Raw genomic sequence first — 14,093 nt, 5'->3', positions numbered from 1 at the left:
ACAAAATGTTTATTCCTGGGTACTCAGGTTCTGAATCAGGCGCAGACGATCATCCTCAGACAGACTGTATTGAACTTGGAAACATCCCGAGCATATATAGGTCAGCACCTTAAACGGTGGTGACAATAATGACCCTTCGCCTGAAGCTGCGTTAGCAACTGCCATGAAGTTATCCTGCCTTGCAGATTGTGTACCTGCGAGAATCATGAATTCCCGGCAATTCGGGCACTCCGGCACTTCCTCCTGATGATCAAGTTGCTTCTGCACACCTTGTTCATATTGAATGAGATCATTACCCTCATCCGCATATTTGGTCAACGTTCGCAATTCCGGCAATTTGAGCTCAACTTCATCCCCCCACAGATCTGTAAGATCCGTAGTCTGTTCTTCATCCTTTACATCATCCACATCATAGATGTCGTCCTCAGCCTCATCGTTCTCTTCATCACCGATGTTAATGTTGAGCGTTCGATATCCCTTCAACTCATTGTGGCAGTATGGACATTCTTCTTCAGGACCGATTTCCTCATCCCATACAATCTCCGTGTGACACCAAGGGCATATTGTTGTTTCCATATTAAATCAACCTTTCTCTTTCATATCATCATGTATTCATTACGTAGATTACACCGATGGCAAAAAACACGATCGATGCCGCAAACAGAATCCGTATCAATATCTTCATGACCGGTCCCCCTAGATAATGCTCGCGCCAATAACATATGACAGCGAGACTGAAATAATCATGGATATCAATCCGACAGCTCGGTTATCCGCTTCAATCTCCTTATCAATGGAGAACACGGGTGTCAGGAATTCGAACAAAAAATAGGCAATGAGCAGAAGGATAAACCCTACAAAAGACCATGTCATGGCTTCATACACCGAAGATTTGGCTTGTATGCAGAACCGCAGTACGTTGCAAATCCCGAAGATCTTGCCTCCTGTAGCCATCGCTACGGCCACATTGCCCTTCTTGATCTCAGTCCAGCATTTATACTTGGTCACCAGTTCGAAGCAAGCCAGAAATACAAGCAGCTCCATAATCGCTACCGAGAAAAAGCCGAGTACCATCCCCAAAGGATGAGACAGCAATTGGTCAATGCTTTCTTTCACGCACCGTTCCCCTCTCCCATCTGCGACCTTCATGTATAAGGCCCCAGAATATCATTGATTCATGGACCGGCTATTCCAATTCTGCGACGGTCACACCGTTTCCGCCTTCTCCGTAATTACCCAGCCGGTAACTTTTAATATGTTTATGCTTACGCAGGTAATCCTGAATACCGGAACGTAAAATCCCTGTACCTTTACCGTGAATAATATAAACTTGGCCCAGATTGGCAAGGAACGCTTCATCAATGAATCGGTCAGTTTCCATCAGAGCTTCTTCCAGGTTGGTGCCACGCAGATCCAATTCACTTTTCACATTGTCATCACGTGTACGTTTCATACCCGTTACGGGTTTTTGTTTCGGTTTGGCAGCGGGAGCCGATTGCTGTAGTTCCAGGTCATCCAGGGATACTTTCATTTTCATAATCCCCAGTTGTACCATAGCGTCTTTACTGCCCGACATCTCTACAACATGGCCTTTTTGATTCAAACTATACACAAGCACTTCATCGCCAGGACCGATTGCCCGAGTCTTCGGCGCTGTTGCCGTCTTCTTGACCGTTTTCCTGCGTTTCTCCGGCTCAGCCTCGTCCAGCTGTTTGCGGGCAGCAATGAGTTTGTGCTCCTTGACGGAAGCCCCTTCTTCCATAGCCAACAGGCGAAGATCAGCTATAATCTTCTCTGCTTCCGCACGAGCTTTATCCACAATGCTGCGTGCATCTTCTTCTGCTTTTTCAATCCGGCGATCACGCTGCTGTTCCAATTTCTCAAGTTCCGTCTGATGACGGCTGCGTAATTTCTCCATATCCTGGCGCAAGCTCTCTGCCTTCTCACGCTCTTGTTCAGCCGTAAGACGGTTCTCTTCAAGAGAAGCGATCATGTGCTCAATTCGTTGATCCTCTTCCTTCACTTCGCCACGGGCGTAGTCGAGAATGTAACCCGGCAGTCCGAGTCTCTCTGCGATGGCAAATGCATTGCTTCGTCCAGGTACACCGACCAGAAGGCGATACGTTGGACTCAGTGTGTTGATGTCAAATTCCATGCTGGCATTAATGACACCTTTACGCTCATATGCGTATGCTTTGAGTTCACTGTAGTGGGTGGTCGCAACCATGCGACATCCCGTCCGGTGCATATGCTCCAGCATGGAGATTGCCAGTGCGGAACCTTCAGCCGGATCTGTCCCTGCGCCAAGTTCATCGAGCAATACCAGACTTTTCGGCGTCATGTTTTTCAGAATGCGAATAATGTTGGTCATATGACTGGAAAACGTACTCAGATTCTGCTCGATACTCTGCTCGTCCCCAATATCTGCATAGATCGCATCAAATACACATAGCTGACTGCCATCCTCAGCGGGAACAAATAAACCGGACATAGCCATCAAGCTCAGCAATCCAATCGTTTTGAGTGTTACCGTCTTACCACCCGTATTCGGACCTGTCACGATAATGGATGTATAATCATTGCCCAGCTCGATATCGATTGGAACCACGTTCTCGATCGCAATCAGCGGATGCCGACCCTTTTTGAGTTTGATGAACCCGCGGTCGTTCATGCGAGGCAAGGTTGCTTTCAGTTCACGAGCCAGACGTGCTTTGGCAAAGATAAAATCAAGTGATCCAAGCAAGTCGACATCATACAGTAGCCATTCTCCCTGCTCACTGACAAGTGCCGTCAATTTCTGCAAAATAATTTCTATTTCACGTTCTTCCCGAATCCGGGTTTCGCGTAATTTGTTGTTCATTGCAACAATTGATTCCGGCTCAATGAACAATGTTGCACCCGAACCGGACTGATCGTGCACAATCCCGCCAAAGTACGAGCGGTATTCAGCTTTTACCGGGATAACAAAACGGTCTCCTCTAATCGTGATGAGCTGATCCTGCAGCATTTTGGATACGGTAGACGATCGAATCATGGAATCCAGTTTTTCGCGAATTCGCGCTTCTCCGCCTCGCAGCTCACGACGAATCTGCGCCAACGTTACACTAGCACTGTCGGCAACCTCTGCATTATCGTCTATACAGATTTTAATGGCATCCTCAAGCGTTTTTTGCTCTGACAGTTGATCACTGATATAGAACAAGGATTCGATGGGCTCATCTTCATGCAAAGTACCAATCTGACGTTTCAATCGCCGCGCCGCAAAGGTCGTATTGGATATTCCCAGAAGCTCGTGAGGGTTAAGTGTGCCGCCAATTTCAGCACGTTTGATGGAAGCCGTAATATCTACAATTCCCCCAAACGACGGTGAGCCTTTCAGGCGGTCAAATGTGAAGGCTTCATCGGTTTGCTGCAGCAACCGCTTCACTTCTTCAAGTTCACTGCTTGGTTCAAGTTGCTCCGCTTTCTTTTTTCCCATGGTTGTCTGGGCAAAGCTAAGCAATGTATTTAAAATTTTGCGATATTCCAGTGTGTGTAAAATTTTCGTGTCCAAGTGTACAACTCCTTCCAAACTATATCTGTATTATAACGAAAGAAACTTTCTTACGCTATTTAACGAATCCTTCCACACATAACTTAAACCATAGCACCACAAACTACAGGTGTCAGGACTGTGCAGCCTCATCCCCTTGGATTTGTCCTGCTCAGTTCAATCCGAATAAAAGGAGGTAAACACCATGAATTTCCTGGGACATGTCGTGCGATTTATCATCGCCGCAATTGTATTAATGGTGGTCAGCTGGATCGTTCCCGGATTCGCCGTTGGTGGCTTCTGGAGCGCCCTGATGCTTGCTCTCGTCATTGCCCTGCTCGGCTGGATTGTTGAAGGTATCTTTGGCAAAAGGGTCAACCCGTTTGGTCGCGGTATTGTCGGATTTATCGTTAGCGCGCTGGTGATTTGGCTTGGTCAATATGTTGTAGATCATGTTGAAGTCAGCCTGCTTGGTGCCATTCTCGCTGCGCTGGTCATCGGGATTATCGATCTCTTCATCCCGGTATCCACCCCTTTTGATGCCGGACGAAGCTCCAAAAGTTAATCTCCGTTTCACCTTTATCGTTCCCATGAACTCTCCTGAACCTCTGAAGGCCCTGTGCCGGAAGAGGTTTATTTCATTCGGGCATTACCACTCTCTGCCGTACATGTACAATTTTCAAAAAAACGACATACGCAGCGTGTACAGGCATCCACATAATGCGGTATGATGACTTGAGCAATCATTCAAATTTTATCCATATCAAGCTTAAGGAGGCACATGATGAAGAAAGGCATAACATGGCTTGCTGCCTGTATGTTAATTTTGGTCCTCACCGCATGCGGAGCGGCAAATCAGTCCGCAGAATCTGGCAGCAACGGATCCGATGCTGAAGTTACAGCCAGTGAAGAACTGGTCATCAAGGCAAGCAACTACGAATTCGATCAACCTGAGTACCATCTTAAAAAAGGCGTTCCGGTTAACATCGTTTATGAAAATGTAAACGGAAATCACGGTATGCTTGTGCCTGAGCTGAATCTTCAGCTGGATACCAGAAACAGCTCCAAAGTCATAACCCCGGACAAAGTTGGTGAGTTTGAAATGTCCTGCTCTGTCTTCTGTGGTTCAGGACACAGCAGCATGATTTCCAAAATTATCGTTGAAGAATAGCTTTCAAGACAAGGAGCCCCCGCAGCGACGGGAGCTCCTTCTTTAGTATAACAAATTGTACCAGAGTACGTTGCCCACGATCCAGTCCTGCTGTATTCATTCCCCTAGGTCTGGTCCTGTTCAATCAATTCAATCCATTCGTTATATTCCGTCTGCAATTTCGTATATTCATCATGCAACTGACGATATTCCGTGTTCAGCTGCTCTGCCTTCTCCTGCTCCATTTCACGTTCAACCTGTAATAAGCGTAATTGATTGGCCGCTAGTTCGTAACGCTCTCCCATCTCAAGCAGTTCAGTTTCGATGATCTCTTTCTCTTGAGTGGCTTCTGCACGTAACTTGTCCAGCTGCTGTCGTTCTTGCTCCAGTCCCTCCAGCAACTCACTACTTGCAGCACTTTCCCTCTTCCAAACCGTCAGTTCATTCTCAAGTGCAGCCCAGCGTTCCTGCCAGGATTGCTCCTGAGCCGCCCATTCATCTGCACGGCGTTGCCACACCTGGTCGTTCTGCTCTGCTTGTTCAACGCTTGAGCGCAGTTCTTCTTCACGTCTCGTCAACTGCTCCAGACGGGATGCCAACTCAGCCTGTTTGACTGACAGTTCTTCGTGTTTGATCTGCCACTCCAATGCTTCTTCCTCAGTCTGTGCCAGCAAGCTCTCTTGTTCCGAGTAACGCTCAGAAAGTTTAGCTGTAGAATGTTTTTCTTCTTCAAGCGCGCTAATCATTTCTTGCTTCTCCTTGCGCAATTCATCAATCTTGGAACTGTAATTCTCTTCCCGTTGCAATGCATCACTGTAATCATTACGGATTTGTTTATAGTTATCCTGAAGTCGGTTCAGCTCTTCCCGAACCACATCTAGTTCAACTTCAAGCTCTTTGCGTTTCTCTTCCAAAAGCTCTGCATCCTTCTGGTATTGCACAGCCTCTTCATGATTGAAACGAGACTCTTCCTTCACCACGGACAATTCATCATGAAGGGATTGAACACCAGACTCCAACGTTTCATTTTGTTCAGCAACTTCGAGAATCTGATTCTCCAGGTCCCCGATCTCAGCCAATCGCTGCTCAGCAAGGTCTTTCCATGACTTTTCGCGTTCCGTAAGCGTGCCGATCTCATTCTGCAATGTGCGCACCGCGGCATGAGCCTGTTCAAGCACCTTATGCAGTCTGCGCTGTTCCGCTTCCGACTTCGCTTCAGCCTCACGAAGACTTTGGGCTTCCTGTTCAAGCTGTGCATGTTGCTCCTGAAGTTTGCGCAGCTGGGCCGTAAGAGAGGTTTCTCTATCCACAGTTTCATTATACTTCTGCTTCCATTGTTCCTGTGCATCACGGGATTGCTGGGCAGCCTGCTCCGTTTCACGCAGAAGCTCCTGCAACTGGGAGCGGTCCTCTTTCAACTGCTCGAGTTGCTGCTCCAGTTCCGTAATTCGACGAGTCTGAACTTCCTGCTCCTGTTTACGGACACCCTGTTCATGACGCAACGTTTCCAATTGACCACGCTCGTGCTGAAGCTGCTGTTCTTGCTCTGCAACCCTGTCCTGTGCACTGATGAGCTGGGTCATCACTTCTTCCAATTGCTCTTCGACATCCAACAGTCGAGTCTCCGCCTGTATACGTTGTTCCTCAAGTTGCTGCTTGAGCTTGCTCCGTTCTTCTTGCAACAAGGACTCTGCCGCCGCAGCTGCTTCAGTTGCCTGAGATGCTGCCGCTTCCTTGGCTTGTTGCAATTGTTCCTCGAGCGCTGCTTCTTTCTCCATCCACTCAAGTTCTGACTGTTCGGATAATGTTTTGAACTCCGCATTTAATTGGTTTATCTGATTCAGGCGCTTCTGCTCCGCTTGTTCCTGCAAGGCAGCTCGCTCCTGATTTGCTTGTTCCGTCAGAGCCTGAGTCTGTTCCAGCGCTTTTTCTTCAGCCTGCTGGAGCTGAAGTTCCATCTGTTGCTGAAGTTCGTTATATTGCAGTGCCGCCTCTTCCTGAGCTTTCTTCAGGTTGTTCTCTGCCTGCTCCAACTCTAACAGGATGGCGGACTCGGCTTCTTCCTTGGCTGTCTGAACCTGCTGTGCGGCCTTGGCTTCAATTTGTTGACGTTCTGCAACAGCACGGCTTTCGGCTGCTTTTAATTGAGCGGCAACCTTGTCCTGCGCCTGCTGCAATTCGGCGGCAGAACGGTTCTGCGCTTCTTTTAGCTGAGAAGCAGCCTGTGCCTGTGCAGTTTTAAGCTGATTTGCCGCTTTCTCTTCCATTTCCTTCAGCTGTCTTGTTCCCTTGGCTTCCGCTTCCTTGAGTTGTGCCGTAGCTTGAGCCTGCAATTTCTGCAATCGCTCCGATGCCTGAGCACGCTCTTGTTCAAGCAATGTATTTAACTTGGCCATTTCTGCCTGCTTGTCCGTTTGAGCCTTTTGCAGCGCCTGCTCAGCTTCAAGCTTCAGCTTCTGCAGTTCAGCAAAAGCCTGGTCACGACGTTCCAATTCTTTTTGATGTTCATTTTGTATGGCATTCAACCGATTCAATTCGTTTCTCAGTTCTGTACGTTCTCCAGTGAGCATCTTCAGTTCATTACGGATTTCCTGAGTCTGAAGAGACTGTTCAGCCATATGTACAGCCGCCAGTACCGCAATACGCGGAGTATCCAGACGGGAATTTTGCTTGGAGATCGCGCTCATACGCTCATCTACCAGATTAGCTACTTGTTTCATATAGTCGGCACTGCTGCCAACCAGTTTATAGGAAGTCCCGTAGATCTCTACGGTGACGCGTGTACGATCAGGTGTAGTCACAGTTGTGCCCTCCTTCAAGTCTGTATGTTGATTCTAAGCTGTAATCACAAAAAAGTCACATCGATCCTCTAATGCTAAGGATTCGATGTGACTTCAAACAATTCCTGCTAATCTTTGTTCAAAAAATGTTCTTCTGTCCTATTTACGCAATTCCGCTCCGAATTGCTCTTCCAGACGAGCCACGACACGGGCATGAACTTCAGTAACTTCCTCATCGGTCAGTGTACGTTCACGATTCCGGTATACCAGTGCCATCGCCACGCTCTTCTTGTTTTCACCCAGCTTACTTCCAGTGAACACATCGAATACCTGTACGTTTTGTAACAATTCACCCGCCGATTCACGAATGGCGCGCAGCATATCTCCCGCTTCAACATCCTCATTTACAACAACCGCGATATCACGTTCCATGGCTGGGAAACGCGGAAGTTCACGATAACGAATGTCAGCGTCTGCCTCAATGTAGATCGATTCAAGTGCAATTTCTGCGATGTACACATCATTCAGATCATACTGCTGTTGCAGTTCCGGATGCAACTGACCCAATGTACCGATCAATGTGCCTTCTCCGCCATCTTTTCCTTCCAGATAAACCGATGCAGAGCGTCCCGGATGGAATCCTTCAGGACTGTTCGCTACCAAGCGAATCCGTTGTTCCAGACCCACATAGGCGAACAGATGCTCAAGCTCACCTTTCAGATCGAAGAAGTCTACTTTCTCCGCTCCAACATTCCATTGCTGGCTTGCACGATTTCCAGTGAGCAGCAGCCCCAGTACCGGGATCTCATGCGGTTGCTTGGTCAACTGATCTTCTTCGGTGAAAAATACATTACCCACTTCAAATACAGCCAGCGAATCCTGTTTACGGTTCATGTTATATACCGCTGCATCCAGCATTTGCGGCAAAATACTCGTACGAAGCACACTGCGGTCCTCACTCATCGGCATCGCGAGTTTCACGGCTTTACTGCCTTGGGTCAACGCCGGGAATAATGCCGCTTTATCCGGGTGCACAAAGGAATAACTGATCATTTCCTGCCAGCCACTGCCTGAGAGCACTCCACGAATGGTGCGACGCATCGCTTGCGAGCGTGTATATGCCCCCGGAGTTGTCGGACCTTCAATCCATGTGGTTGGAATGTTGTCGTATCCGTACAAGCGTGCAATCTCTTCAAACAAGTCTACATCGAGCGTAATATCCCCTCTGCGTGTTGGAACTTCCACATCCAGCAATCCTTGATCTGCATCACCACATGCAAAGTGCAAGCGAGCGAAGATCGTTTTCACCTCAAGCAAAGACAGATCTGTTCCCAGATAACGATTCAGTCTGTCCAGCGACAATTGAATGACACGTTTCTCCGCAGCTTCCGCTCCAGCTTCCACGATTCCCTGATGCACTTCACCATCAGCATAGCGCTGAATCAGTTCAGCTGCACGATCCAAAGCCGTAATCACCGCACCCGGGTCTACTTCCTTCTCAAAACGCATGCTTGCTTCGGAACGCAGCCCCAGTTGGCGCGACGTTTTCCGAACGGTTCCGCCGTCGAATTTGGCGGACTCCAAGAGCAGATTCACCGTGCCATCCGATACCTCGGAATTCTCGCCACCCATAACCCCAGCGATGGCTACAGGTTTTACGCCATCCGTGATGAGCAACATGTGCGGCTCCAGCTTGCGTTCTTGGCCATCCAGCGTAATGATCGTTTCGCCTTCGTTAGCCATGCGCACTTCAATATGGCCTTTTTCCAGTTTATCCGCATCGAATGCATGCAGCGGTTGACCGTATTCCAGCATGACATAGTTCGTGATGTCAACGATGTTGTTGATTGGACGAACACCTGCAGCCATCAGACGGTTTTGCATCCACAGCGGGGAAGCACCCAGCTTAATGCCGGTTACGTAACGAGCTGCATAGTGACTGCATTGCTCCTGTGCCTTAATCTCTACAGAGATATGATTCGCAGCTGCATCACTTACTTCAACCAGTTGGTCTTTGGGATTCGGCAGCTTCACTTCACGACCCAGGATGGCACCCACTTCATAAGCCGCACCACGCATACTGAGGCAGTCGGAACGGTTTGGTGTCAGGTCCAGTTCAAGCACATGGTCGTCGAGACCAAGAACCTGGCTGATCGGCGTGCCCACCTCTGTTTGTTCCGGCAGAACGAGAATACCTTCCTGCTGATCTTTGGGCAGCAATTTGTCGTTCATGCCCAGCTCTTTGGCGGAACAGATCATGCCAAGGGATACAACACCGCGCAATTTGGCTTTTTTGATATCCAATCCACCCGGAAGCTTAGCTCCAACCAAGGCTACGACTACCTTTTGGCCTGCATCCACATTTTTCGCACCACACACGATCTGCAGATCTTCTTCCTGTCCCGCATCGATGACACATACATTCAGTTTGTCTGCATCAGGGTGTTTCTCCTTGCTCTTCACATAACCCACCACAACTTTATTCACGCCCTTGTTGCGGTTCTCCACTACATCAATCTCAACACCCGCACGGGTGATTTTCTCCGCCAATTCCTGTGGCGTCACACCTTCAAGGGAAATATAATCAGACAGCCAATCTGTCGATACTCTCATGGACGTTCACTTCCTTCATCTATAAATTGGTGTTCCCGGTTCATAACGCTTGCTCTATGCATGTTGTTCCATTGTATTGTTAAGTTTACAGCCGTCCGAATTGCTTCAGGAAAGTCAGATCGCTATTGTAGAAATGACGGATGTCATCGACACCATACTTCAGCATGGCGATACGTTCTACGCCCATTCCGAATGCGAAACCACTGTATTTCTCCGGATCATAGCCGCCCATTTCCAGTACTTTCGGGTGAACCATACCGCCGCCCAGAATTTCAAGCCAGCCTGTTTGCTTACATACCCGACAGCCGCTGCCACCACATTGTACACAAGTTACATCCACTTCCGCACTTGGCTCCGTGAACGGGAAGAAGCTTGGACGAAGACGAATTTCCGTGTGAGAACCGAACATTTCGCGTACGAATTGCAGCAAGGTTCCTTTCAGATCGCTCATACGAATGTTTTCGCTGATGACCAATCCTTCAACCTGGTTGAATTGGAAAGAGTGCGTCGCATCGTCGTCATCACGGCGGTATACTTTACCTGGGCAGATGACTTTGACAGGCACTTCGCCCTTCATGCTCTGCATGGTGCGCACTTGAACCGGCGATGTGTGGGTACGCATCAACAAGTCTTCAGTAACATAGAAAGAATCCTGCATATCGCGCGCCGGGTGATTCTTCGGCAGATTCAATGCTTCAAAGTTGTAATAGTCCATTTCGACTTCTGGACCTTCCGCAACGCGGTATCCCATACCGATAAAAATATCTTCGATTTCCTGTACCACCTTGGTCAGTGGATGCAGTCCGCCTTGACGTCCACGACGTCCTGGCAGAGTCACATCAATTTTCTCGGATTGCAGACGCTTCGCTGTCTCTTCCTTCTGGAACTGATCCTGCTTGCTGTCGATGACTTCCTCAATGGCAGCCCGCACATCATTGGCTACTTGACCAATAACCGGACGTTCCTCTGCACTAAGCGCACCCATACCGCGCAAAATTTCAGTCAACGCACCCTTTTTCCCTAAGTATTTCACACGCAGATCACTGAGCGTCTGCGGATCATTCACACCAGACAACTGCTCCAGCGCTTCGATCTTCAATGCCTCTAAACGTTCTTTCATGTGTAATTGCCCCCTTTTTATGGTGTTTTTGCAACAAAAAAAGGCCTTCTCTCCCCTAAAGGGACGAAAAGACCGTGGTACCACCCTTGTTAGACAACCATTGCTGCACGGACCTTCTGGCCTGCAACTGGTTTTGTCTCACTTTGTACGGAATAACGACCGTTAACCGTTTGCCCCTACTGTTGCCTCTGTGTCTGCACACAGACAGGTTCAGGGAACCGCTTCGGAGTGAATTTCGGCAGCCTTGTTCTACAGAAACGCTCTCAATCTACGGCGCTTCCTCCCTGTCCAGAGGTACTGCTTACTTGTCTCCATCATCACGTTTATTATTAGTTAAACCTCTAAAGGTTGTCAAAAAGTCCGCTTTTGATTACGAATGATGCCTCGCGGCATCATCAGCATCGAATATGGCATTCAGCCGAAATGTCCGTTGCTCACGTAGTTTTCCTACGCTCCGCTACTCCATTTCTATCTTCATCCCATCTTCTCGGTACTGAAAACCGCTCTTTTTGAACATATACCCTATATCGATATAATTATCGATGATCGTTCATAATTATATGCAAAATAGATCGAAATAGCAAGCCGTCCATGTTCTAATTTATGCTTGCACCCTTATCTTTCAATTGTTTCAGGCGCTGCTGAATATTGCGAATCTCAGCTGCCTCGACTGCTCGCTCAATCGAATGCTCGGGCTGTGTCAGTTTGTCTTTGCCAGCAGTGCTCACAGGAGAGAGCAACTCCGACAGGCGCATCTCCAAACGCAACCGCTCGTCATCGGATTCTCGAGTCTCCAGAGCCTTCTCACGAAGTTTGCTGGACTGCTCCCAATCCGACACACCTCCTTCAAACAGGGTTGCTGTGCCCCCAACCTCCAGATCGCACAATCGATTTGCGAGTGTCTTCGTCAGCATCCGGTCATGGGATACAAGCACCAAAGCACCTGAAGCCTGTTTTAATACATTCTCCATCACTTCCTGGGTATCGATGTCCAGATAGTTCGTCGGTTCGTCCAGCACAAGCAGATTCGCTCCACCAAAATACAGTCTCAGAAATGCAACTCTGCACTTCTCTCCCATGCTCAAATCCCCAATGCGCTTAAACACATCATCCCTGGAAAAAAGGAAACATCCTAAAATGGTACGTGCCGCACTTTGTGTCATCGATGGAAGGGTAAGCAAACTGTCCAGTAGTGTCAGATTCTCGGGAAGCCCTTCCAGCTCCTGTGAAAAGTAACCGATTTTCAGCTGTGGATGCCGTGTGGCCTTGCCTTGCGAAGGTTCCAGCTCACCAATCATCAACTTTAACAGTGTCGTCTTGCCCGTTCCATTAGGACCTCGTACAGCAAGCCGATCTCCGCGTTCAACAGTGATCCGAAGGTTGCGAAGCACTGGCTCGTTACCCGTATAAGAGAAACTCACCTCTTCCAGTGCAAGAAGCTGGCGTGCAGCCAGTGGATTCATCTGCAATTCCATGTTCAACCTTGCAGCTTCACGAGGTTTATCCACCCGTTCCCGCTCCAAACGTTCAAGTTGTTTTTGTTTCGCATGGTAACGTGAAATATTTTTGTTGGCTTTGGCCTTGTAGAAGCTTTGGGTGATCTTCACCTCCACATCGGTCGCTGAATTATGCGCTTTATGGAACCATTCCTGGTAGTTGCGAATTGTTTCTTCCAACGCCTTTCGCTCCAACTCCTGCCTGCGGTAGATCGTTTCCTGTTCCCGTAATTCACGCTCTTTGTGGAGCTTGTATTCGGAGTATCCGCCTTTGTATTTGGTCAAGGCATCTGCACTGAATTCAATCACTCCTGATGCTACCTGGTCAATAAAGGTACGATCGTGAGATACAAATAACAACGTACCTTCGTATGAGGATAACCACTCTTCAAGCCAGCGCATGCTTCCCTCATCCAGATGATTCGTCGGTTCATCCAGGATCAGGAATTTGGGCTTGCTGACAAGCAGCCCTGCCAAGCGCGCCTTTGTTTTTTGTCCACCACTCAAGGAATGGTAGGGTCTGTTCCAATGCTCTGCGGATAATCCAAGACGTGTCAGTACCTTCTCTACCTCGGTCTCCCACATGTAACCGTTCAGCTGTTCATATTGCTCCATGACTTGCGTATAGGCTGCAAGCAGTTCATCATCCGCTTCAGTGCTAGTGCTCAAACGTTGTTCCAGTTCTTCCAAGTTCCGTTTCACTTCATAGATCTGTCCGCTCTCACGCCGGACCGCCTCCAGTACATTCATGCCCGTCTCAATCTCTGAGCGCTGGCGCATGAACCCCCATTCCTGCTGCGGAACATGACGCTCAATCCGTCCACCACCATACTCTTCTCCCAAAATGATTCGTAACAACGTCGTCTTGCCGCATCCGTTGCGACCCAGAATGGCAAGTCGCTCGCCCTCATTAATCTCCAAATTCAATCCTGTAAACAATTCATTGCCGTTCCACTCTTTTGATACTTCATGTAAGCGTACCAATGTCATCATGAGGCCTCATCCTTCCTGCATCCTTTTTGCTGAACAAAAAAAACCGCTGGCATCAGCCGGCGGTTTGGCAATTCAGGGTTGGATCAAGCATTCAAAGACAGATCTAAGGTAAGCTACGGCATGAACAAAGAAACCCCAAACACAGGGTACACGTAAACCTCAAAGGCTTACTTGTTCCATACCTGATCCCATAGCTGAATTTGGACACACGAATCCCCTCATTGCTCAGCCGCTTTGGCTGACTGCGTTATAAAACCGTCTGCAGTTAACTGGGGTTCAATTCATGTGTTTTACTTCATGGGACGTATGGTTACCTCTCATTCATGTGTAGTATCAATTTCTCCGTTATTGTACCAGATCATTGTAAAAAAGCAAAGGTGATATATATTAAACCAAAGAATACTTACTG

The 14,093-nt window shown here is 48.3% G+C and carries 9 protein-coding genes; 2 read left to right on the top strand and 7 right to left on the bottom strand.

The window, feature by feature from the left end; all coding sequences use genetic code 11:
- Window positions 1-9: 9 nt before the first annotated feature.
- The 3 genes from ACTHPG_RS04045 to ACTHPG_RS04035 all read right to left on the bottom strand — a co-directional run bounded on the left by ACTHPG_RS04045 (window position 10) and on the right by ACTHPG_RS04035 (window position 3,553).
- Complete coding sequence (locus ACTHPG_RS04045) at window positions 10-576, bottom strand: hypothetical protein (protein WP_440387867.1); 567 nt, start codon at window positions 574-576, stop codon at window positions 10-12.
- Window positions 577-696: 120 nt separating this feature from the next.
- Window positions 697-1,149 (bottom strand): DUF350 domain-containing protein, encoded by a 453-nt coding sequence (locus tag ACTHPG_RS04040; RefSeq protein WP_440387866.1) that lies wholly within the window; start codon window positions 1,147-1,149, stop codon window positions 697-699.
- A 37-nt stretch (window positions 1,150-1,186) separates the two neighbouring features.
- Window positions 1,187-3,553, bottom strand: a complete 2,367-nt coding sequence (locus ACTHPG_RS04035; RefSeq protein WP_440387865.1) for an endonuclease MutS2 — start codon at window positions 3,551-3,553, stop codon at window positions 1,187-1,189.
- A gap of 184 nt (window positions 3,554-3,737) precedes the next feature.
- On the opposite strand from ACTHPG_RS04035, the gene ACTHPG_RS04030 reads away from it, so the two are divergent.
- Together ACTHPG_RS04030 and ACTHPG_RS04025 are read left to right on the top strand one after the other, a co-directional pair.
- A complete protein-coding gene (locus ACTHPG_RS04030) occupies window positions 3,738-4,097 on the top strand; it encodes a phage holin family protein (protein ID WP_090922244.1) in 360 nt (119 codons plus the stop codon).
- A 219-nt stretch (window positions 4,098-4,316) separates the two neighbouring features.
- Complete coding sequence (locus ACTHPG_RS04025) at window positions 4,317-4,703, top strand: cytochrome C oxidase subunit II (RefSeq protein ID WP_440387864.1); 387 nt, start codon at window positions 4,317-4,319, stop codon at window positions 4,701-4,703.
- A gap of 104 nt (window positions 4,704-4,807) precedes the next feature.
- Here ACTHPG_RS04025 and zapA read toward each other — a convergent pair whose 3' ends face one another.
- From zapA to abc-f, 4 genes are all read right to left on the bottom strand, one after another.
- Window positions 4,808-7,483, bottom strand: coding sequence for a cell division protein ZapA (gene zapA, locus ACTHPG_RS04020; protein WP_440387863.1), 2,676 nt, complete (start codon window positions 7,481-7,483; stop codon window positions 4,808-4,810).
- A gap of 138 nt (window positions 7,484-7,621) precedes the next feature.
- Window positions 7,622-10,075: a phenylalanine--tRNA ligase subunit beta gene (gene pheT, locus ACTHPG_RS04015; RefSeq protein ID WP_440387861.1), complete on the bottom strand. Its 2,454-nt coding sequence runs from the start codon at window positions 10,073-10,075 to the stop codon at window positions 7,622-7,624.
- 85 nt (window positions 10,076-10,160) lie between these two features.
- Window positions 10,161-11,195: a phenylalanine--tRNA ligase subunit alpha gene (gene pheS / locus ACTHPG_RS04010; RefSeq protein ID WP_047842255.1), complete on the bottom strand. Its 1,035-nt coding sequence runs from the start codon at window positions 11,193-11,195 to the stop codon at window positions 10,161-10,163.
- A gap of 596 nt (window positions 11,196-11,791) precedes the next feature.
- A complete protein-coding gene (abc-f, locus tag ACTHPG_RS04005) occupies window positions 11,792-13,684 on the bottom strand; it encodes a ribosomal protection-like ABC-F family protein (protein ID WP_440387860.1) in 1,893 nt (630 codons plus the stop codon).
- Window positions 13,685-14,093 lie beyond the last annotated feature (409 nt).

This window comes from Paenibacillus sp. SAF-068 (assembly GCF_051967555.1).
GTDB lineage: Bacteria > Bacillota > Bacilli > Paenibacillales > Paenibacillaceae > Paenibacillus.
The sequence above is the reverse complement of the archived record's forward strand: the minus strand, read 5'-3'. Positions and strand labels throughout refer to the sequence as shown.